15 protein-coding genes, 1 tRNA gene and 1 pseudogene are annotated in these 21,224 nt (G+C 64.1%); 9 read left to right on the top strand and 8 right to left on the bottom strand.

Features of this window, described 5'->3' with window-relative positions; all coding sequences use genetic code 11:
• Window positions 1-47: 47 nt before the first annotated feature.
• The 4 genes from HGQ17_RS13485 (at window position 48) to HGQ17_RS13470 (ending at window position 5,678) form a co-directional block, all read left to right on the top strand.
• Complete coding sequence (locus HGQ17_RS13485; protein ID WP_168888474.1) at window positions 48-2,003, top strand: ABC transporter ATP-binding protein; 1,956 nt, start codon at window positions 48-50, stop codon at window positions 2,001-2,003.
• The gene (locus HGQ17_RS13480) at window positions 2,000-3,922 is read left to right on the top strand and encodes an ABC transporter ATP-binding protein (RefSeq protein WP_168888473.1); all 1,923 of its coding nucleotides are present in this window, start codon (window positions 2,000-2,002) and stop codon (window positions 3,920-3,922) included. The genes HGQ17_RS13485 and HGQ17_RS13480 overlap by 4 nt, the downstream gene beginning before the upstream one ends.
• A 23-nt stretch (window positions 3,923-3,945) precedes the next feature.
• Window positions 3,946-4,806, top strand: a complete 861-nt coding sequence (locus HGQ17_RS13475; protein WP_168888472.1) for an ion transporter — start codon at window positions 3,946-3,948, stop codon at window positions 4,804-4,806.
• An 80-nt stretch (window positions 4,807-4,886) separates the two neighbouring features.
• Window positions 4,887-5,678: a formate/nitrite transporter family protein gene (locus HGQ17_RS13470; RefSeq protein ID WP_168888471.1), complete on the top strand. Its 792-nt coding sequence runs from the start codon at window positions 4,887-4,889 to the stop codon at window positions 5,676-5,678.
• Window positions 5,679-5,684: 6 nt separating this feature from the next.
• Here the strand turns inward: HGQ17_RS13470 and selB are convergent, their stop codons facing one another.
• The 3 genes from selB to HGQ17_RS13455 all read right to left on the bottom strand — a co-directional run bounded on the left by selB (window position 5,685) and on the right by HGQ17_RS13455 (window position 8,954).
• Window positions 5,685-7,463 carry a selenocysteine-specific translation elongation factor gene (gene selB, locus HGQ17_RS13465; protein ID WP_324615296.1) on the bottom strand — a complete coding sequence of 593 codons (1,779 nt, stop codon included), beginning with the start codon at window positions 7,461-7,463 and terminating at the stop codon, window positions 5,685-5,687.
• 10 nt (window positions 7,464-7,473) lie between these two features.
• The gene (gene selA / locus HGQ17_RS13460; RefSeq protein WP_168888469.1) at window positions 7,474-8,823 is read right to left on the bottom strand and encodes an L-seryl-tRNA(Sec) selenium transferase; all 1,350 of its coding nucleotides are present in this window, start codon (window positions 8,821-8,823) and stop codon (window positions 7,474-7,476) included.
• Between the two features lie 36 nt (window positions 8,824-8,859).
• A tRNA-Sec gene (locus HGQ17_RS13455) sits at window positions 8,860-8,954 on the bottom strand.
• Between the two features lie 119 nt (window positions 8,955-9,073).
• Between HGQ17_RS13455 and selD the strand changes: the two genes are divergently transcribed.
• Window positions 9,074-10,096 carry a selenide, water dikinase SelD gene (gene selD / locus HGQ17_RS13450; protein ID WP_168888468.1) on the top strand — a complete coding sequence of 341 codons (1,023 nt, stop codon included), beginning with the start codon at window positions 9,074-9,076 and terminating at the stop codon, window positions 10,094-10,096.
• A 39-nt stretch (window positions 10,097-10,135) separates the two neighbouring features.
• Here the strand turns inward: selD and nrfD are convergent, their stop codons facing one another.
• From nrfD to HGQ17_RS13420, 5 genes are all read right to left on the bottom strand, one after another.
• A complete protein-coding gene (nrfD, locus tag HGQ17_RS13445; RefSeq protein WP_168888467.1) occupies window positions 10,136-11,203 on the bottom strand; it encodes an NrfD/PsrC family molybdoenzyme membrane anchor subunit in 1,068 nt (355 codons plus the stop codon).
• Window positions 11,200-12,201, bottom strand: a complete 1,002-nt coding sequence (locus HGQ17_RS13440) for a 4Fe-4S dicluster domain-containing protein (RefSeq protein ID WP_168888466.1) — start codon at window positions 12,199-12,201, stop codon at window positions 11,200-11,202. The genes nrfD and HGQ17_RS13440 overlap by 4 nt, the downstream gene beginning before the upstream one ends.
• Window positions 12,201-15,500 carry a formate dehydrogenase gene (fdh, locus tag HGQ17_RS13435; RefSeq protein ID WP_229503582.1) on the bottom strand — a complete coding sequence of 1,100 codons (3,300 nt, stop codon included), beginning with the start codon at window positions 15,498-15,500 and terminating at the stop codon, window positions 12,201-12,203. The genes HGQ17_RS13440 and fdh overlap by 1 nt, the downstream gene beginning before the upstream one ends.
• Before the next feature lie 71 nt (window positions 15,501-15,571).
• Entirely contained in the window at window positions 15,572-15,928 is a 357-nt protein-coding gene (locus HGQ17_RS13425; RefSeq protein ID WP_168888464.1) for a sterol carrier family protein, read from the bottom strand.
• A 21-nt stretch (window positions 15,929-15,949) separates the two neighbouring features.
• The gene (locus HGQ17_RS13420) at window positions 15,950-16,963 is read right to left on the bottom strand and encodes an asparaginase (protein WP_229503581.1); all 1,014 of its coding nucleotides are present in this window, start codon (window positions 16,961-16,963) and stop codon (window positions 15,950-15,952) included.
• Window positions 16,964-16,998: 35 nt separating this feature from the next.
• Between HGQ17_RS13420 and purD the strand changes: the two genes are divergently transcribed.
• From purD to HGQ17_RS15615, 4 genes and pseudogenes are all read left to right on the top strand, one after another.
• A complete protein-coding gene (gene purD / locus HGQ17_RS13415; protein WP_168888462.1) occupies window positions 16,999-19,185 on the top strand; it encodes a phosphoribosylamine--glycine ligase in 2,187 nt (728 codons plus the stop codon).
• Window positions 19,186-19,751: 566 nt separating this feature from the next.
• Window positions 19,752-19,940, top strand: coding sequence for a hypothetical protein (locus HGQ17_RS13410; protein ID WP_168888461.1), 189 nt, complete (start codon window positions 19,752-19,754; stop codon window positions 19,938-19,940).
• 24 nt (window positions 19,941-19,964) lie between these two features.
• A pseudogene (locus HGQ17_RS15620) lies at window positions 19,965-20,495 on the top strand (DUF222 domain-containing protein); the annotation flags it as partial.
• A gap of 267 nt (window positions 20,496-20,762) precedes the next feature.
• Window positions 20,763-21,224: HNH endonuclease signature motif containing protein (locus HGQ17_RS15615; RefSeq protein ID WP_267873212.1), on the top strand; the 462-nt coding region annotated here is incomplete at its 3' end.

The raw sequence follows: 21,224 nt of genomic DNA, 5'->3' as shown, positions 1-21,224 counted from the left end.
AGGGTATTTTGGTGCTCATCATCTCCTACGAGTAAAGTAGTTGCGATATGCAACAATCTGAGCAGAAGGGGGCTCCTGGCGCCCAGGAGCGGGCTGCACGCCAGCGTTATGAACGCGGCCAGCAGCGCAGCCTCATCGAGGCGCTGAAACGGCTGGTCCCCTACCTTGAAGGCCTGAAACTGCGGTGGTTCTTCGGCATGCTTGCCGCCATCGCTGCTGGCATCATTGCGCTTTCAATCCCGGTGGTTCTGGGCGGACTGGTCGATGACATCGAAGCCGAAGGCGCTGCCGCTGCAGTGGTCTGGACCGCCTTCGCCGTCGTGCTCGGTCTGGGTGTTCTGGAAGCGATCTTCGTCTTCCTGCGCCGTTTCTTTGTGATCCCCCCGGCCTCCGATGCTGAGACCAATATGCGGGTCAGCCTCTTCGAGCGGCTGGTGGGACAGTCGGCAGCCTTCCACGGCGCCTGGGAGGCAGGTCAGCTGCAGTCCCGCGCGATCGCCGATCTCAATATGCTCCGGCGGTTTTTCGCCTTCGGCTCGCTGATGCTGCTGACCTCCTCAATTACGGTTCTGGTCGGCATCGGTGTGATGTTCAGCTGGTCCCCGACCCTGGCCGCACTCTTCCTCTGCGCGGCCGTTCCGGTCATCGCCCTGGGGCCGGCCTTCCGCCGCAAATTCGTCCACTACTCCCGCTCCGCCCAGGACCAGGCCGGTGAGGTCGCCACCAAGGTGGAGGAATCGGTCCACGGCATCCGTGTGCTGAAGGCCTTCGGCCGCGGTGACTGGGCCCGCTCCAGCTTCAAGGAGGAGGCCGCGACCCTACGCGACCTCGAGGTTTCGAAGATGCGGACCCTGGCGAAGTTCCAGATGCTGATGGTGCTGCTGCCCGAGGGTGTGCTGGCCGCGTGTATCTTCACTGGCCTCTACCTCGCAGGCCAGGGTGATCTCACTGCCGGTGCATTGGCCGGGTTCTTCGCCATGGCCGTGGTGCTCAAACAGCCCATTGAGGGTATCGGCATGCTCATCGGTATGGTCTTCATGGCCAAAACCAGTATCGACCGGCATATCGATGTGATGGATGTCGAACCCGATATCGTCTCCCCCGCCGAACCCAAGACCGCGGCCGAGAAGGGCCTGGTGGAGTTGGAGGATGTCCACTTCCGCTACCCCGATGCGGCCGAGGACCTCATCCGCGGGGCCAATCTGCGGATCGAACCCGGGGAGACGATGGCCCTGGTCTCGGCCACCGGTGGCGGAACCTCGACCCTGCTGAATCTGGTTCCCCGGCTCTATGACGTCACCTCAGGCACTGTGCGGATCGACGGCGTCGATGTCCGTGACTACAGCCTGCCGGATCTGCGCTCTAGGGTCGCCGTGGCCTTCGAGGATCCCACCCTGTTCTCCACCACGGTGAAGTCCAATGTGCTGCTGGGGACTTCACACCAGCGCGACGACGACGATCCCGCTCACCCCAGCCGCGATCGCGCCCCCTCCAGGGATCAGCTGGACGAGATTCTCGACGAGGCCCTGCACACTGCCGATGCGGAGTTCGTCCGCGAGCTGCCGGAGTCCCTGGAGACCCGGATCGGTGAGGAGGGGCTGAGCCTCTCCGGCGGTCAGCGTCAGCGTCTGGCACTGTCCCGGGCCATCGCCGCCAAACCCTCAGTCCTGCTGCTGGATGATCCGCTCTCCGCCTTGGATGTGCGCACTGAGGAGCGGGTCACCGCCCGGCTGCGCGAGGTCCTGGACGGGACCACCACGCTGATCATCGCCCACCGGCCCTCCACGGTGGCCCTGGCTGATCGGGTCGCAGTGCTGCATGAAGGACGGATCGCCGATGTCGGCACCCACACCGAACTGCTCGAACGCAGCGCCATCTACTCCAGGATTATGAAACCCACTCCCCCCGAGAGCCAGGACCTCATGGACGCCATCCCCGCGGATGAGGATCAAGGCGAAGCCGCAGATCCGGCGGTCAGCGCGAATACGGAGGTGACCAAATGAGCGAGCGCAACGGCCGTACCGCAAACGTCGACGACGCCCACTTCACCGATACTGCCGCCCTGGACCTCTCCAAGATCACCCCGCCGCGGGATGAGGATGAGTTCGCCCATCTGCGGGGCACCTCCGCCGAGGAGGATGTCACCTTCACCAAGGCTGAGCGGAAGTTCATCCGCCGTCGCTCCCTCTCCCTGCTGTGGCGGGCCTCGGCTGGAGTGCGCGGCAAACTGCTGTTGACCGCGATCGCCGTCGTCGTCTCTCAGGGCGCTCAAGCGGCAACGCCGTTCATCGCCGGTGGTCTGGCCATCGACTGGGGTCTGCCCCGGCTGATGGACGGTGACTCCGCCGGCCTCTGGGTGCCTGCTCTGCTGTATCTGCTCTGCGCGGTCACCGCCGGTGTGCTGCTCTACTGGTACACCCGGATGACTGCCGAGGCCTCCCAGGCCATGCTGTACAAACTGCGCGATGAGGTCTTCCGCAAGACCCAGGCGCTGAGTCTGGACTTCCATGAGGACTACACCTCCGGGAAGGTGATCTCACGGCAGACCTCTGACCTGGAGGCGCTGCGAGAACTGCTCGACGGCGGGGTCAACCAGCTGGTGCAGGGCCTGATGTTCATGCTCTTCACCACCATCTACATCTGGATCAGCGATTTCCGCTCCGGACTGGTGCTGCTGGCCGCGGTGGTGCCGATCATCTTCCTGGGCCGCTGGTATCAGAAAAATGCTGAGGTCGCCTACCGGCGCACCCGCATCTCCTCGGCACGGATGATCGTGCACTTCGTGGAGTCCATGACCGGTATCCGCGCGGTGCAGGCCTTCCGCCGCGAGGACGCAAGGTCGCGGCAGTACCGCAAACTGGCCAAGATCTACCGCGATGACATGGTCCGCTCCATCGGGCTCTTCGGGGTGCTGCAGCCGGGGCTGATGCTCATCGGCAACCTCGCTGTGGCCGCCGTACTGCTCTGGGGTGGTTTCCGGGTGCTGGAGGGTGACCTCGGCGCCGGGCTGCTGCTGGGTATTGTGCTGGCCACCAAGCGGGTTTTCCAGCCGCTGGATATGATCGCGATGTTCTACAACTCCCTGCAGTCGGCAACTGCTGCCCTGGAGAAGGTCTCCGGTCTGCTGGAGGAGACCCCGAAGGTCCGGCAGGTGAAGAGCCCGCAGCGGCTCGAGGACTGCGCCGGTGATATTGAGTTCACCGATGCGGAGTTCAAATACAGCGATGACGGCCCGGTGGTCATGAAACAGCTGGATCTGCATATCCCAGCTGGTCAGACCGTGGCCGTGGTGGGGCGTACCGGTGCTGGGAAGTCCACTCTGGTCAAGCTGTTGGCCCGGTTCTACGATGTCACCTCCGGTTCGCTGACCCTCGACGGGGTGGAGCTTCGCGAACTATCCGAGGATGACCATCACCGGCATGTGGCGATGGTGACCCAGGAGGCCTTCCTGTTCTCCGGTTCGATCCGGGAGAATATTGCGCTCTCGCGTCCGGAGGCTACCGAGGATGAGATCATCGCCGCGGCCAAGGCCGTGGGCGCCCATGAGTTCATCATGGGCCTGCCCGAGGGTTACGACACCGATGTGAATAAACGCGGTGGCCGGATCTCGGCGGGTCAGCGTCAGCTGGTCTCCTTCGCCCGGGCCTTCCTGGCCGATCCCGCAGTGCTGATCCTGGATGAGGCGACCTCTTCTCTGGACCTGCCCAGTGAGCAGCTGGTCCAGCAGGGACTGGAGCGGTTGCTGGGCAACCGGACTGCGCTGATCATCGCCCACCGGCTCTCCACGGTCTCAATTGCCGACCGGGTGCTGGTGATCGACGAGGGTCAGGTGGTTGAGGATGGCTCCCCACAGGAGCTCATCGACGCCGGCGGTTACTTCTCCAAGCTTCATTCTGCGTGGTCCGCGACCATGGGCAACTGAGCCGACCCGATACGATAAGTCCAATGTCGGCTCATCTGTCCTCACCCCATCATGCCCCCTGGCGGCGGCGACTCGGCGAATGGGTGGAGTCCACACCCATTCAGCGGTTCGTCATCGCGGTCATCCTGATCAACGCGGTGGTCCTGGGTCTGGAGACTTCACCTCGGCTGATGGATGCCGCCGGCGGGGTGCTGATCGGCATCGATACCATCTGCCTGGCGATCTTCGTCGTCGAGATCGGACTGAAGCTCGCGGCCTTCGGCTGGCGGTTCTTCCGCGACCCCTGGAATGTCTTCGACTTCGTGGTGGTCGGGGTCGCCCTGGTCCCAGCCGGGGCTGGACTCGAGGTTCTGCGTACCCTGCGTGTGCTGCGTGTGCTGCGGCTGATCTCCCAACTGCCCCAGCTGCGCAAGGTGGTCGCGGCCCTGCTTTCGGCAATCCCGGGGATCCTCTCCACCGGTGCACTGCTGGGCCTGATCTTCTATGTGGCCGCAGTGATGGCCACGACCTTCTTCCGGGAGACCATGCCGGAGTTCTTCGGCAATTTCGGTGCCTCCCTGTTCAGCCTCTTCCAGATCGCGACCCTGAGCTCCTGGGAGACGATCGTCCGCTCGGCCATGGATGAGCATTCCTGGTCCTGGGCCTTCTTCATCCCGTTCATCATTCTGGCCGCATTCACTGCCCTGAACCTCATCATTGCGGTGATCGTGGATGCGATGAACACCCTGCACGATATGCCCTCTGCGGTCACCAGCAGCGCCGAACCGGAGACTGAGCAGGAGACTGATCAGGAGACTGTGCACCAGGAGGTCAAGGCTCTGCGGGCCGAGATCGCCGAGCTGAAGGAGATCATCCAATCGGCAAAAGGCCCCCGCGACTCCTGATCACATGGGCTGATCAGCCTAGACTGGCAGGTAGATTGCTGAATTGAGGCACTACACGAGTTTGTGAGGGTCGGGCACGCATGTCATACGTTTCACCACCGGATGTCGCCGAGGACATGCTGGAACAGGGCACCTCAAAGGCTGAGCTCAGCACCTTCCAGCAGCTCCTGCGTTCCACCTTCGCAGTCTTCATCCTCGGCGGGGCCACTGCCATGGCCATCCAGGCCACAGAAGAGACTGGTATCGGCCTAGTCGGCGCCCTGGTCTTCCCGCTGGGGCTGACTGTGGTCGTGCTGCTCAGCATGGAACTTCTGACCGGGAACTTCGCTCTGGTTCCCTTAGCAGTTCTCGAGGGACGGGCGAAGCTCAGCGGACTCCTACGGAGTTTCGGATGGGTACTGGCCGGACACGTCATCGGCGGGCTGCTCTGCGCTGCCCTGTTTGCCGCCCTGCTGACCGAGTTCTGGACGATAGACTCCGGCTTACTGCTCAATGGGTTCATAGAGAGCGCGGAGGAGAACACTCTCAGATATCAGCAGATGGGGGCTGTAGCCGGTATCGGCCTGGCCCTGCTCAGCGGGATCCTCTGTAACTGGCTGGTGGTCCTTGGCGTGGTGATGGGTATGACCAGCACCAGTACCACCGGCAAGATCATGGCACTGTGGCTGCCTATCGCTGCTTTCTTCTACCTGGGGCTGGAGCATGCGGTGGTCAATCTCTTCGTGATTCCCGCGGGAATGTTTATGGGAGCCGATGTCAGTATTGCCGACTGGTGGATCTGGAACCAGATTCCGGTGCTGATCGGCAACCTGATCGGTGGCCTTGTCCTCCTGGGCCTCCCGGTCTATTTGGCCTACCGGCAGAAGCAGTAACCGGCTTCAGCGCACCACTTCGCGCAGCGAGGCCTCGACCCGGCGGGTCCAGCCCCGGGAGTCCAAATGCTCCAGCAGGGGTATAGCCACTCGCCGTGTGGTGCCCAGAACCTGCCGGGCCGCACTGGTGGTGAAGGGCTGATCCAGCGAGGACAGCTCCCGCATGGCAAGGGCAGGGGTACTGGGTAAGAGAATCACTCCCCCGGACAGCCGCAATAGCCGGCCCTGACGCTCTGCGGCAGCAAGCTCACGCTCACCCAGTCCCAACTCCTGCAGCCGGTATGCCTCCGGAGCGTTGAAGGGCTGTTCACCCAGCTCCTGCTCCAGGACCACCACTGATTCCTCGGCCTTACCCAGTCCGCGCTGCTGACCGACAGTGGTGATCCGACCGGCACTCTGCTGGAGGCCAGCCTCCTGGACCAAAGGCGTCAACAGGGCCTCATCTGGAAGCTGCAGGGAGTCGATGGCGGCCCCATCCGACAGTCCCGCAGACAGCGCATCCTGCTGCAGACGGGTCTCGGTGATGCTGCGCAGCTGCCCCACCCACTGATTGACCTGCTCACTGTCCACCAGCCAGTCCCCCAGCCGGCGGATCCCGGCCGGAAGCTGCTCGGGTATTTGATAGCCGATTCGCTGCAGCATATCGGCGGTGATGGCCTTACGCCGGCTGATTTCCTCGTCAAAATCACCACCACTGGACATACCGGCCAGCGTGGCACTGCGACGATTCCCATCACCGCGCCGTGCCAGTGCCGGTGGGGCGACATCGAGGACCTCGGCTCCGGTCAGCACCGTCCGGTGGGCTGAGCTGCGCAGCAGTAGCCGGTCCCCGATCACCAGGGGCAGCCGACGAGACAGTGTGATTCGCCCATGCTGGGCGTCAAAGGGACGGCACCGGGCTGCCACAGCTGCGGTGCCGATATGAACCGTCACATGCCTGGGGGTCTGAGAAAAGTCCTCCCCTGAGGCATATCGAATATCCACGGTGTCTGTCAGATGCCAAGCCCCGGGAGTCAGCAGAACGTGTCCGCGTCCCAGCTGTTCAGTGGTGATGCCACGCAGATTCACCGCTGCTCGGTTGGCGGGGGTGAGCGTGTCGACATCGGCCCCATGTGCCTGCAGACCGCGCACCACAACGGTGTCATCGGTTTCCTCACCGAGGATATGGAGGTGCTGCTCGCGTTGGAGCCGGCCAGCGGCCAGGGTCCCGGTGACCACAGTCCCGGCTCCACGCAGGCTGAAGGCCCGGTCCACCCACATCCGCACGGGTTCGTCCTCCGAGGGGGTGTTTCCGGCGGCCAGGACGTCGTCGAGCGTCGTACGTAATTGGTCCAGGCCCTGGCCGGTAGTGGCCGAAATCGTCACAGCCGGTGCGTTCTGCAGGCCAGTGGCGGCCAGTTCCCTCCGGGTCTGGGCTAAGACCTCAGGTGCCCTTTCTGGGGCCAGATCCGCGCGGGTAATGACAATCAGACCGGTGCTGATCCCCAAAGCGGCGATGGCGTCGCGGTGATCACTGGATTGGGCCTGCCACCCCTGATCAGCGGCCACCACAAAGCAGACCATAGGAGCCGGGCCGAGACCGGAGAGCATATTGCCGAGGAACCGCTCATGGCCGGGCACATCGACAAAGGACAGCACTCGACCAGAGGGCAGGGTGGTGGCGGCGAAGCCGAGGTCGATGGTCAGTCCCCGGCGGTGCTCCTCATCCCACCGGTCAGGTTCGGTTCCGGTCAGGGCTCGCACCAAAGTGGACTTGCCGTGGTCGACATGACCGGCTGTGGCCATGACATACATTTCAGGCCCCTCCTGGGGCTGGCCCGGGGTTCTGTTTCAGATCCTCTAGGACCGTGCGGACTGCCTCCAGTACGGTGGCATCCTCTGCCTCTGGAACGCAGCGCAGATCCAGCAGACACCAGGAACCTGTGGTCCGGGTGACGATAGGCTGATCCTGGGTCCGCAGCGCAGCCGCGGCGGGTTCGGGCAGTTGAACTGCCCAGCCGGGCAGCGGCACTTCAGCGCCCCCGCCGCCGCCGACCCGGCCCTCATGGGGCACCAATTCAACGCCCAGGGCTTCGGCAAATTTCTGGGTCCGCTGGCGCAGCTGATCTGCATCGGCGTGAACTGCCCTCTGCACCGGTGTCGCGCCAGAGGTCAGGGTGGCTTCCATGGCGGCCAGGGTGAGCTTATCGGTGCGCATAGCCCTAGCCAGGGGGTGTTTGGCCAGTTGGGAGATGACCTCAGTGCTGCCCAACAGCAGACCCGCCTGGGGGCCGCCGAGGAGTTTATCCCCGCTGGCGATGACCAGATCAGCCCCATCGGAGAGGGCGCTGCCCAGATCCGGTTCCTCCGGCAGGATAGGCTCCGGGGCCAGCAGCCCACTGCCGACATCGACCACCAGCGGCAGCCCATGTTCCCGGCTGAGCGCGGCCAGCTGCGCAGTCGGCACCGCGGAGGTGAATCCGGCAATACGGTAGTTACTGGGGTGAACCTTCAGAACGCAGGCCTTGGCGCCATCGGGGATTTTCTCAACTGCTGCGGCATAGTCTTCCAGATGAGTGCGGTTGGTGGTGCCGACTTCCAGCAGTTGGGCCCCGGTGGACTCAATGAGCTCCGGCAGCCGGAACCCAGCTCCGATTTCGACCAGCTCACCTCGGCTGATGATCACCGTTCCGCTGCCCACCAGTGCCGCTGTGGCCAGGGCCAGTGCTGCGGCCCCGTTATTGACGATCAGTGAGTCCTCGGCCGTTGGGCACGCCTCCAAGAGGGCACGCCGGGCGGCCGTTCCCCGTTTGGACCGCCGGCCGGTGACGAGGTCCATCTCGACATCGACGTATCCGGCGGCCTCGGTCACAGCATCACGGGCTGCCGCTGATAATGGGGCGCGGCCGAGATTAGTGTGAATCACCACTCCCGTGGCGTTGATGACCGCACGCATAGAGGAGGGCCGGAAAGCCTTGAGGTTATCCAGGACCTCCGATTCCACCTGCTCAGGGGCCAGTCCCCCCTGGCGCGCACGGTCCTGGGCCTGATGAATGATCCGCTGCAGAACATGCCGGCCGAGCTCCTGTGCGGCCTCACGCAGGCGCGGATTCTCCAGGAGCGTGTCGGTTCCTGGGATTCGCCGTCGGGGATCCTCTCCGACCACGTCTGACCTCCTCATCAGGGGGTGGCAAACGGAGTTTGGCGGAGGTGGACGGGAATCGAACCCGCCAGACCGAGGTACTCGGTCTCAACGGTTTTGAAGACCGCGGAGCCCACCAGGACTCATACACCTCCACGGCTCAAAGTACCACGGAAGCGCCCAGGTCAAACCGGCTGCGTCAGTGACACAGCACAGCGAAACCAGTTACCGGAACCCCCGTGACGATGTGACCGAGGTCTCCTATACTCGAGCCATGAGTCTTACCTCCACTGCCGCAGAGACCACCGCACCGCGTCTGACCGGCTACGCCCATGGCGGGGGGTGTGCCTGCAAGATTCCACCGGGTGAACTCGAGGAGGTTCTGGGGTCACTGCCCAGCCCGCAGAATGACCAGGTCCTGGTGGGTCTGAATAACGGCGACGACGCCGCGGCCGTGCGATTCAATGATGAGACCGCCATTTTGTCCACCGCCGATTTCTTCACCCCAGTTGTCGATGATGCCTATGACTGGGGCCGGATTGCCGCGGCCAATGCTTTCTCCGATATCTACGCCATGGGCGGGACCCCCACGGTGGCGATCAACCTGGTCGGCTGGCCGCGGGACACCCTGCCGATGGAGCTGCTAGCCGAGGTGCTCCGCGGAGGCCTGGCCGTGGCTGAGCAGGCCGGTTGCCCACTGATCGGGGGCCACACAGTCGATGACCCCGAACCGAAATATGGGCTCTCAGTCACTGGGACTGCAGCCTCCAAGAACCTTCTGCGCAATGACGCTGCCGAACCGGGGCTGCCCCTGACCCTGACCAAACCGATTGGCCTGGGCCTGTTGAACAACCGGCATAAGGCAACCGGGGAGGTCTTCGAGGAGGCTGTGGCGACGATGACCACACTGAACCGGGAGGCCGCCGAAGCTGCTGTGACGGCAGGTATCCGGGCAGCCACCGACGTCACCGGCTTCGGCCTCTTGGGGCATCTGTACAAAATGTGCCGCGGTTCGGGGGTGGGCGCTCAGCTCGATGCCGCTGCAGTTCCCCTGGTCTCCGGTGCGGCCGAGGCGCTGCGGGATGGTTATGTCTCCGGGGGAACCCGGCGGAACCTGGACTGGGTGCGCGATCACCTCAGCGCCGGTGCCGGTATCACCGAGGAGGATCTGCTGACCCTGGCTGATGCCCAAACCTCCGGTGGACTGCTCGTGGTCGGCGAGATCCCCGGGTATCCGGTGATCGGTCACACCACTGAGGCTCCCGAAGCAGGCGGGGCAGTGATCGAGATCCGCTGAGCCGGAGACTGCGCTGCAGCCCCGAACTGGACCGTTCGTTCAGCCGACTGTGGTGATGGAGTCGTCCACCACGCCTTTGGCTCGGCGTTTTTGCAGCCGCGCCTTCTGCGGCTCCACAGTATGCCGGGGGTCCTTGGCTGAGGCGATACCGGCACGCAGGATCCCCACTCGGGTCAGTGCGGAGCCGGCCAGCATCATCAGACCACTGGCCACCGCTGCGGTGCGCCGGCCGCCGAGGAGCACGGATCCCGCGGCGCCTGCGATGGTGAGCCGTTCGGCCCATTCGAGCATCTTGCCCGGAGTTCCCTCTTCGAGGGGGGAGGCTTCAGCGGGGTGCATCCGCTTCTTCATGATCTTCATCGAGGCCAGCTCACCGATGGCGCCGACTGCCGAGAGGACTCGGGCCGGTTGAGTCTGGTGGGTCGGGGTGGTGACCAGGGCCGCCCCGGAGGCGGCCAGAGAGGCCGAGGAGGCGAAGAGATAGGGCAGCTCGTCCCGACCGGCATTCCATGTCGGCACAGCGGTATCAGCCAGCAGCGCCCCGGTATAACTTGCCAGCGGGGCACCCAGAAGGCTCGTTCCGAGCTCGGCTGGCCCCTCGAGGCCATGCAGGAGTTTTCGGCCTGGCCCCAGGGGCAGGCGGTAACCGGTGAGCCGGTCGATCTCCACAGTGGCGGTGACCCCGGCGGCAGTGCTGAAGGAGCTCAACAGCCAAGTGCCCATACTCATCGGAGAGGTGGGCTTGAAGGTCCGCAGCATATAGAGAAAGCGTTCGGGCCGGCCCAGATCGTGGATCAGTGCTGCGGTGCCCAGACCTACGGCACCCAGAGCGGTCAGCCGCGCATTGCGCTGCAGGGTCGGTTTGCCAGTGAGCTGCCCACCCACCGAAAGCAGTGCGGATCCCCCGGCGAGTCCGCCGAGGAAGAGATAGGCCCCGATCTCGTCTCCCCAGGGCGGGGCTTTGACCACCGGCCGCCCGTAGTAGGAGGAGAACTCGGGTTTCTCCACCACCGGAATTTCCCGGGCACCATCATCAGCCTTACGCCCCTTCTTGCCACCCCGCGGCGTCTCGGGGGGACGGTGGCTGTCATGACGCGAGGTCGTCACCGGCGGCCCCCTAGGACAAAGGAGGCGCCCACGGCGGCCAACATGCCGACGGCCGCCATCGCTGTCTGTTTGTACATCCGCGGTAGGTCCTTGGTGGGCACCCGGGGATCCGGCGGCAGACCATAGACCTCTGGCTCATCCAAGAGGAGGAAGACCGAACCGGTTCCGCCGACACCGTCATTGGGGTTCGCACCGTAGAGACGTGCCTCGGTCATCCCCTGTTGGTGCAGCTGGGCTACGCGTTCACGGGCCTGGCTGACCATATCGGTATGTTCACCGAATTTGATCGAGGTGGTGGGACAGGTCTGGGCGCAGGCCGGTGTCTGGCCGTCTACCAGCCGGTCATGGCAGAAGGTGCATTTATTCGCCGTTCCCTCATTGGGGATCTCCTGTGCGTATTTGGACTGGTTGCGCTCAGTCTTGGCCCGGATGATGCCTTCATCGCGGCGTTCGATGACCCCGAAGGGGCAGCCGCCCACGCAGGTTCCGCAGCCGTTGCAGATATCCTCCTGCACTTTCACCGTGCCGAACTCCGTGCGGTACAGGGCGCCGGTCGGGCAGACATCCAGACAGCCGGCATGGGTGCAGTGCTTGCAGACATCGGAGGACATCAGCCAACGGAATTCATTGGTGTCCGGAAGCTTGGTATCGGTGCCATTGCCATTTGCCGATGACGACGGCGGCGGGCCCACACTCGGCATCCCGAGGTCGACTAATTGCCGGCCGGACTCACGTGCGGTTTCGATCCGCTCCTGGTCCTGTTCCACAAAGGCCACATGGCGCCAGGTATTGGCACCCAGGGCACCGGTGTTGTCATAGGAGGATTCCAGCAGTTCGAGATCGCCGTCCTGGGGATTGCGATTCCACTCCTTACAGGCCACCTCGCAGGCCTTGCACCCAATGCAGATCGAGGTATCGGTGAAGAATGACTTCCGGGCCTGGGCGCGATGCCCATGGGCCTCGGAACTTCGGCGGGGGTCTTCGGTGAGCGAAACCATCAGCCCTCCTCTTCGGTGTTGGCCTCTGACTCACCATAGGGCACAGTGAGTCGTCTATTGCCTGTCTCCACGGTGATACCGGCCCTGCGACGGTACTGCTCGACGAGCTCCAGCAGCTGTTTGCCATGGGGGCGCCTTCCGGGTTCCACCGCGCATTGAGCCGCCTTGGAGCCCTGAATCTGCACGTTCGGATCCAGGGTGATGCCCAAGAGGTCATTGGCGGCATCGCCCTCCACCACAGCATCGGTTCCGGTTCCCCAGTGGTAGGGCAGACCGACCTGGTGGATTCGCCGGCCACCGACGGTCAGCGGCCGGACCCTATCGGTGACCAGGACCTTAGCCTCAATGGCTGAGCGCGGGGAGATGATGGTGGCCCAGCCGTAGTTCTCCAAACCGACCAGTTCGGCGAACTCCGGTGAGACCTCGCAGAACATCTCCGGCTGAAGCTCCGAGAGATAGGGCAGGAACCTGCTCATGCCACCGGCAGTGTGGTGCTCGGTCAGCCGGTAGGTGGTGAAGATATAGGGGTACACATCGGAGCCTGGCTGGTTCGACGACGGGGCCAGGAAATTGTCTTCTCGAGGGAAGACGATTCGGGCTGGATTACTCTGCTGACCATAGAGGGGGTTGTCGATGGGGGACTCTGGAGGCTCATAGTGGGTCGGCATGGGCCCATCCACCATGCCGCTGGGGGCGAAGAGCCAACCTTTGCCATCGGCCTGCATGATGAACGGGTCATCACCGGCCAGCGCCTCAGGGCCGCCTGCCTCCGGATCAGATTTGGTGCCCGGCGCCAGTTTTACCGGGAAGTCCGGGACGTCCTTACCGATCCAGCGTTCTTCCTTCTCATCCCACCAGATGTACTTCTTACGGTCGCTCCAGGGCTTGCCCTCGGGGTCTGCCGAGGCACGGTTGTAGAGAATCCGGCGGTTGGCCGGCCAGGCCCAGGCCCATTCGGCAGCCGTCTCATCCTGCTCCTGACCGGGTTTACGCCGGGCTGCCTGGTTGACGCCATCGGCGAAGATCCCGGTGTAGATCCAGCAGCCACCGGCAGTGGAACCATCGGCGCGCATCTGGGTGAAGGCCGAAAGCGGTTTGCCCTGATCCGGCCCGGAGACATAGGAGCCGTTGATCTCCTTCAGCACTGCTTCGGCATCGGGCTCGCCATGTTCATCTGTGGGATAGTCCCAGGTGAGGGCCTGCAGTGGGCGGTCGCGGGGGTCATCGGAATCGGCCAGGCGGGCCCGGATCCGTTTGCCCAACTCGTGGAAGAACTCCAACTCGCTCTGGGCGTCATCGGGCGGGTTCACTGCCTGGTGGCGCCATTGGACCAGCCGCTGGGTCTGGGTGAAGGAGCCGGCCTTCTCCGTGTGGTTGGCCGCGGGCATGAAGAAGACCTCGGTCTCGATATCCTCTGTGCGCAGCTCACCACTTTCGATCTCCGGGCCGTCCTTCCACCAGGTGGCGGATTCGATGAGGCTGAAGTCGCGGACTACCAGCCACTTCAGATGGGACATGGCCAGCCGCTGCATCTTGCCATTGGCCGATCCCACCGCGGGGTTCTGGCCGACCAGGAAGTACCCATCGACCTCATCGCGGAGCATCCGCTCCAGGGTTTGGTAGGTGCCATGGGCTCCGGTGAGGCGGGGGAGGTACCCGAAGGCGTAGTCGTTATCCTCCTGGGCGGCATCGCCGAACCAGGCCTTGAGCAGGCTGACGGTATAGGCATCGGCATTGGCCCAGAACCCCTTCTGCAGCCGTGAGCCGATGGCCCCGGTGTAGTCCTGCAGGGTGTTGTGCTCACCGGCCTCGGGCATCGGCAGATACCCGGGGAGCAGGTTGAACAGGGTCGGGATATCGGTGCAGCCCTGGATGGTGGCGTGCCCGCGCAGGGCGATGATTCCTCCACCGGGGCGCCCCATATTGCCCAGCAGCAGCTGCAGTATGGCCGCGGTGCGGATGAACTGTGCGCCCTGGGCATGCTGGGTCCAGCCCACCGCATAGCAGAAGGCGGTGGTGCGGTCCCGCCCGGAATTCTGGGTCATCGACTCCGCCAGATAGGCGAAGTCTTCGGCGGAGATACCGCAGGCCTCTTCCACCATCTCCGGGGTGTAGCGGGCGTAGTGGCGCTTGAGCAGCTGGAAGACACAGTTTGGGTCTTCCAGGGTGTCATCATGGGCCAGATCGGCGTGCTTCAAGGAAGGACCGCCTGCACCATACTCCTCCGGTTCGGCGTACTCGCCCTCAGCCTCAGTGCCCGGCTCCTCGACCTTCTCCTGACCGCTGCGGGAGTGATAGGACCATGAGGTCGGATCATAGGAAGCGTCCTCCGGGTTATAGCCGGAGAAGAGGCCGTCGAGATCCTCGGCGTCGCGGTAGTCCTCGGAGACGATAGTGGCCGCATTGGTGTAGTGCCGGACGTACTCCTTGAAGTAGAGGTCATTGCTCAGCACATAGTTGACCAGGGCACCCAGCAGGACGATGTCACTTCCGGCACGCAGGGCGATATGTTTATCCGCCACTGCGCTGGTGCGGGTGAACCGGGGGTCGACGTGGATGATCCGGGCACCGCGCTTTTTGGCTTCAGTCACCCATTGGAAGCCCACCGGATGGCATTCGGCCATATTGGAGCCCTGGATGACGATGCAGTCGGCATTGGCCAGATCCTGCTGGGGTTGTGTGGCGCCCCCACGCCCAAATGAGGTTCCCAGACCGGGAACCGTGGAGGAGTGTCAAATACGCGCTTGGTTCTCGATCTGAACGGCCCCGGCGGCGGTGAAGAGTTTCTTGATGAGGTAGTTCTCTTCATTATCGATAGTGGCCCCGCCCAGACTGGCCACCCCGAGGGTGCGGTTGAGCGGATTGCCGTGCTCGTCTTCATCCTGCCAGTAGCGACGCCGGGCCTCGAGGAATCGGTCGGCGATCATATCCAGGGCCCGGTCCTTATCCAGTGCCTCCCACTCACGGGAGTGTGGTGCCCGGTAGAGGATCTTGGTCTGGCGGCCGGCGGAGTTGACCAGCTGCTCGCTGGCTGCGCCTTTGGGGCAGAGCCGCCCCCGGGAGATGGGGGAATCGGGATCGCCCTCAATATGGATCACGCGGTCATCTTTGGCGTAGACCTTCTGACCACATCCCACCGCGCAGTAGGGGCAGATGCTCTGCACCACTTTGTCGGCGTCGTCAGTTCGGGGTTTGGTCGCACGGGTCTTCTTCGACGTGACGGCAGCGCCGCGGCCGGTGGAGTCCCGGGAACGCAGCTGCCGGAGGACCGGCCATTCAAGAGGCGTGATCCGTGCCATAAAAGGCATAGTAACAGTTGCAGGCGCTCAAGTGGAGGGGGTTGAGCCGCCTGATCAGGCCGTTTTATCGGTCATTTGATGAGGGGGAGGTGATCGGAGAGATCCGCACGGATTCCTGATGCGGTGATCCGTCCGTCATCGTGGGCTGTCTGCCAGGTTGTGGCCCCGGTGGCCAGCTCCAGCCAGGTCTCGGCGGTCAGTTCGACCACATTCGGCGGGGTCCCGCGCGTATGGGTGGGCCCAGCCACGCATTGGGTGACCCCGAAGGGCGGGACCCGGACTTCTACGGAGTTTCCGGGTGCGCGTTCGGCCAGTTCTTCCAGGAGGTAGCGCACTGCCGTGGCCAGGGTCTTGCGGTCGGCCTCCCCTGCGGACCAGGTCTTCACCGCAGCGTCTCCGGCTGCCGGTGCGATACGTCGTCGTGCCATGGTGGCGCTCTCCTGTACCGCTTACAGCGCGGCGGTGACGGTTTCGCTCAGCCGCAGCTCCCCGGCCGGTGTCTCGTCAGCACCACCGGTGATCGGTTTGACCAGGATGGTCAGCACCCGCTGGAGGTCGTTGAGTTCGATCTTGCCGCGGGAGGCCAGCAGGCTCAGTGCCACCAGGTGATTGGCCCGGGACGAGCCGTCCAGGGTTTTGACTGCGGCGGCGGTGCCATCGGGGGCGGCCACCACCAGGATGCCCTCGGCGCCGAGTTTGCTCAGCAGGCCCAGCTGTTCCATGACCACAGTGTCAGTCTCCCCCGGCCCGCGGACCGCCCAGGGGTAGTCCAGCATGGCCTGGGCGACGGTGAATGCATGCACCTCCGCGTCGCGGCGGGTCAGGGCGGAGGCCAGTTTGCCGATCCCCCGGGCCAGTCCGGTCAGGCTCATCGCGGCCGCCGGGGCGCCACAGCCGTCCACGCCGGTGGCGGTGGGGGTCTCCTCGCAGTATTCGGCGTAGACCTCGTTGACCACCTGCTGAACCGGGTGGTTGGAGTCGGTATAGGTGGCCAGCCGGGAGCCCTGGGTGCGTGCGGCGGCCAGGAACGCGGCATGCTTACCGGAGCAGTTGAAGGCCAGCGGGGTCTTGGGCTTCTCCGCCCGCAGGTGCTCCTCGAGGTCCTTGCTGCGACCGGGGTAGGCCGCCGGACATTTGAGGTAGGTCTCGTCGAGCCGCTCCTTGGCCAGGGTGGTGGCCGCCAGCTCCTGGTGCCGCGGGGTACCGAGGTGGGAACCGCAGGCCAGGGCCACCGACTCCGGGCTGATCAGCGCCCCAGCGCGCAGTGAGGCCACCGCCTGCAGGGGTTTCAGCGCTGACCGCGGGAAGGTGATTGCCTCGGGTTCACCCAGGGAGGCCAGCACTTCACCCTGGGGATCCAGCAGCACTGCCGAACCGATATGCCGGGACTCCACCAATCCGGCCCGGGTAACTACGGCCAGCTCCGCTGCGCCCTCCACTGTTGCGGTCTGAGAATTCGCCATGGGCATCAGCTTATCTACCGATAGGCTTGGGGACTATGAAGATCCTCGTTGTGGGGCCTGGGGGCCGTGAGCACGCCATCATCCGCGCACTCAACCGCGATGCCGCCGTCAGCACGGTCCATGCCGCGCCCGGCAACGCTGGGATCGCCGCCGATGCCGAATGCTTCGCCGTCGACGCCTCCGACCCCGATACGGTGGCCGCTCTGGCCTCCGAGGGTGGTTATGACCTCGTCGTCGTCGGCCCTGAGGCGCCTCTGGCCGCCGGTGTCTCCGATGCCGTCCGGGCTGCCGGGATCCCGGTCTTCGGACCTTCTCAGGCCGCTGCGCAGTTGGAGGCTTCCAAGGCATTCGCCAAGGAGATCATGACCGCCGCGGGCGTGCCCACCGCTGAGTCAGTACATACCACAACCCCCGCTGAGGCGATCACCGCGTTGAGCCATTTCGGCCCGCCCTATGTGGTCAAGGACGATGGTCTGGCCGCGGGCAAGGGCGTTGTGGTCACCGAGGACCGCGAGGCTGCCATCGCCCATGCTGTGGCCTGCCAGTCCGGCGGCAGTGTGGTCATCGAGGAGTTCCTGGACGGCCCCGAGGTCTCACTGTTCGTGATCAGCGACGGGGAGAACCTGGTACCGCTGTCCCCCGCTCAAGACTTCAAACGAATTCACGACGGCGACGCCGGCCCCAACACCGGCGGCATGGGCGCCTACACCCCCCTGGACTGGCTGGAGGACTACACCGAGACCGGCCCCGATGGGCTCACCCGGAACTTCACCGAGGTTGTAATGGACCGGGTCGCCCGACCGACCGTGCAGGAGATGGCCCGCCGCGGCACCCCTTTCACCGGTGTGCTCTACTGCGGGCTTGCCGTGACCTCCCGCGGGGTGCGCGTGGTGGAGTTCAACGTCCGCTTCGGCGATCCCGAGACCCAGGCCGTACTGGAGCGGCTGGCCACCCCGCTGGGCGGGCTGCTGCTGGATGCTGCCACCGGCAACCTCGGACCCGACCGTCAGCTTGAGTGGACCCGCGGATATGCCGCCGATGTGGTGATCGCCGCGGAGAACTACCCCGACTCCCCACGCAAGGGGGATGTGATCAGCGGACTGAAGAAGGCGTCGTCGTTGGATGATGTTGCGGTTCTGCACGCCGGGACTAAAACCAACGACGACGGCGACTACCTCACTGCCGGCGGCCGCGTGCTCGCCGTGGTGGGCACCGGCGACAGCCTGCAGGCTGCAGTGGACCGCGCCTATGCCGGTGTCGCCGAGATCAGCTGGCCGGGGGCTCAGCATCGTAGCGATATCGCGGCTAAGGCCCTGCGCGGGGAGATCAAGGTGACCGCACAGTTGCCCGGTTGGAGTCATGTGGCCTCGGGGAAGGTCCGCGAGCTTTATGAGCCGGCGCCGGGTTCTGCTTGGGATGGCGAAGATGTTCTGCTGATGGTGGCCACCGACCGGGTCAGCGCCTATGACCACGTGCTCTCCCCCGGAATTCCGGGCAAGGGCACGATCCTGACCCAGCTGAGTCTGTGGTGGTTCGAGCAGTTGGCTGCCGAGGGGATCGGTAACCATGTGGTCTCCACGGATGTGCCGCAGGAGGTTGCTGGCCGGGGACTTATTGTGCGCCGGCTGGAGATGGTGCAGGCCGAGGCGATTGTCCGCGGGTACCTCACCGGCTCAGGGCTGACCGAGTACGGCAGCACGGGCAGTGTCACCGGAATTCCGCTGCCGGAGGGGCTTGCGGACGGTTCGCGGCTGCCGGAGCCGATCTTCACGCCGTCGTCTAAGGCTGAGTACGGCGAGCATGATGTGAACATCACCTATGCCCAGCTCGAGGATAAGATCGGCGCGGGTCTGGCTGAACGGGTCCGGTGCACGAGCATGCGCATTTATGAGGTGGCCGAGCAGAAGGCCCGTGAGGCCGGGATTGTGCTGGCCGATACGAAGTTCGAATTCGGCCTGAGCCCGGAGGGGGATTTGGTGCTGGCCGATGAGGTGCTGACACCGGATTCCTCCCGCTTCTGGCCTGCTGACCAGTGGGAGCCGGGGAAGGCCCAGCCGAGTTTCGATAAGCAGTTCGTGCGGGATTGGCTGACCAATGAGTCCGGTTGGAACCGCGATTCTGGAGTTACTCCCCCGCCACTTCCGGATCATATTGTTGCCGCCACCCGGGACCGTTATATGGAGGCGTACCGGAAGCTGACGGGCACTGACCTCAGCCTGTAAGTTGCGGCCGAGTCCTTTCTGCGGGCCCCCGTATCGCTTAGTCCTGCGGGAGGCTGCAGCATTGACGAGGGGGTAGTCAGTCGCACTGAAGGGGATCTGCCTGCTCGTTTCGCTTGCCCTCGGGCACGGATTACCCATCTCGAGCATCCAACGACAAGCGGCACCGCAGCCTTCCGCCACTGTTCCCCTCGCCCGGGAGCTACCGCTTGCCTACAGCGCTTTCCCCTTGTGTCCCCCTTTTCCTCACCCGCGGGATACTGACTCTGAGTCACTGAGACTTCTCCCCGTGACTCGGTCCTGGCACGGGCCCACCCATCCCAGCATCCAGCGACGGCCAGCGCCGCACCCTTCTGCCACCGCCCCACCCGGGAGCTGGCGCTCACCGACAGTGACCCCCCTATGACGCAGACCCATTTCGTCAGTTCCGAGCAGCGATGACGGCGGTTGTCGAGTCACTCTGAAAGCTTCCTCCCCTACTCCTCTCAAGTCGCTTCACCCCAGTAAAATTTCGCAGTTTTCTTCCTCAAGGTATTGAATTCGAATGTCTGTTCTATTACACTTGGAACATGGGCAAGAAACTATCGACTCCTGAGGCACACTCAGTACTCGAAGCTGCCCAGAAGCACCACGCGCGGGGATTGCAGGAACAGGCGCAGGCCCTTTGTCACCTGGTGACGTATAAGAAACTTCGCGCAGAGGAACTCGAGGAGACTCATTCTTTCCGGCGGAATGCTTTGATCAAAGAGATCTACTAGGAATGCGCTGGGGCTCTAGGGCTTCCTGTTAAGCAGGTGCGCCGCCAGATGGACACCGTAGAAGCCCTATCCGAGAAGCTCCCTGAGACTTACGCTCTCTACCGGCAGGGCGAAACCGATCTCATCTCGGTTCAGAAGGTCAACCGGGCTATTGAAGGGATCCAGCACCGCCCGGAACTCATGGAGAAACTGGATTCCGAGCTGACCACGAAGGCTCGTGAGCTGAACTCCGCGGAGCTGGATAACTGGCTGAAACAGCGGGTTCCTCAGCTGGATGTGAAGGCTTTTGAAGACCGTTATGAGCGCGGCAAAGAGAAGCACTATGTCGCCTTCAATCATCGGGATGATGGCACCACCAAGATCCACGGACTGATTGCCACTACCGCGGCAGCGAGTATCGAGCAGATGCTCCTCTCCAAGGCCCGCAATATGCCCCGCAAAAACCCGAGCCAGGCCGATGAGGCCGGCTCCACGCTGGAGCGGACCCATACCCAGCGGATGGCGGACATCTTCACCAGCGCACTCACCAATGGGTTACAGGGTGGGGCCGTGACATCTCCTGCTGAAGCCGCCTCGCCCGAAGGGGCCGACTCGCAGGGTCACCAGCCCCTGCCCTGGTCTGACACCACTGGACTCACCTCCACGGGCGAAACTCCCAATGACCCCACGCCCCCCGCCGCAGCAGACTCAGCTTTCCCACCGCCCTCGAACTCCATCCCCGAGCCCACTGGGGCCGGTGCGGCGAAGATTGGGATCCTCATCCCGGTAAAGACACTGACTGGTGAGTCTGATGCCCCCGCCACCAGCTGGGACCGGACTTGGATGCTGCCCGCCAGCGAGGCTCGCGCCATCGCAGCTGACACCAGCGCGCAGCATGACTGGTACGCAGTCGGTGTGGCCAAGGGCGACAGCGGTGACTCTGCGGCTGAGGGGGAACCCACCATTGGAGTTGGTGAAGTGCTCACCGTCACCAAATCCCGGACAGCCCCGACCTCGACCAACACCGCGGACATAGATGCTTGGGTCAGCAAGACTGACCCCGAGGCTCAGAACCTGCTCACTAAGACTTATGAATCACGCACTGCTCGGGATCACCAGCGCAACGCGGTCCTGATCCGTGATGGGCAATGCCAGGCTTCTGGGTGCACTCAGCCTGGGTGGTCAGCCGAGATCGACCACAAACAGTCATATGAAACCGGTGGGGCAACCACCGGTGAAAATCTCCAGACTCTCTGCAAGAACTGTCGTGCGCCACGAGGCGCTGTTGGATCGAGTGGGGGTGAG

The organism is Nesterenkonia sedimenti (assembly GCF_012641515.1).
Lineage (GTDB): Bacteria > Actinomycetota > Actinomycetes > Actinomycetales > Micrococcaceae > Nesterenkonia > Nesterenkonia sedimenti.
Note: the sequence above shows the minus strand (reverse complement) of the source record. Positions and strands in the feature narration are given on the sequence as shown.

Bases quoted from the DNA above. Each gene is read 5' to 3' on its own strand.
- HGQ17_RS13480 (WP_168888473.1), top strand. From the start codon at position 2,000: ATGAGCGAGCGCAACGGCCGTACCGCAAACGTCGACGACGCCCACTTC.
- HGQ17_RS13475 (WP_168888472.1), top strand. From the start codon at position 3,946: ATGTCGGCTCATCTGTCCTCACCCCATCATGCCCCCTGGCGGCGGCGA.
- HGQ17_RS13440 (WP_168888466.1), bottom strand. From the start codon at position 12,201: ATGGTTTCGCTCACCGAAGACCCCCGCCGAAGTTCCGAGGCCCATGGG.
- purD (WP_168888462.1), top strand. From the start codon at position 16,999: ATGAAGATCCTCGTTGTGGGGCCTGGGGGCCGTGAGCACGCCATCATC.
- selD (WP_168888468.1), top strand. From the start codon at position 9,074: ATGAGTCTTACCTCCACTGCCGCAGAGACCACCGCACCGCGTCTGACC.
- HGQ17_RS13470 (WP_168888471.1), top strand. From the start codon at position 4,887: ATGTCATACGTTTCACCACCGGATGTCGCCGAGGACATGCTGGAACAG.
- HGQ17_RS13485 (WP_168888474.1), top strand. From the start codon at position 48: ATGCAACAATCTGAGCAGAAGGGGGCTCCTGGCGCCCAGGAGCGGGCT.
- selB (WP_324615296.1), bottom strand. From the start codon at position 7,463: ATGGCCACAGCCGGTCATGTCGACCACGGCAAGTCCACTTTGGTGCGA.
- HGQ17_RS13410 (WP_168888461.1), top strand. From the start codon at position 19,752: ATGGGCAAGAAACTATCGACTCCTGAGGCACACTCAGTACTCGAAGCT.
- HGQ17_RS13425 (WP_168888464.1), bottom strand. From the start codon at position 15,928: ATGGCACGACGACGTATCGCACCGGCAGCCGGAGACGCTGCGGTGAAG.
- HGQ17_RS13420 (WP_229503581.1), bottom strand. From the start codon at position 16,963: ATGGCGAATTCTCAGACCGCAACAGTGGAGGGCGCAGCGGAGCTGGCC.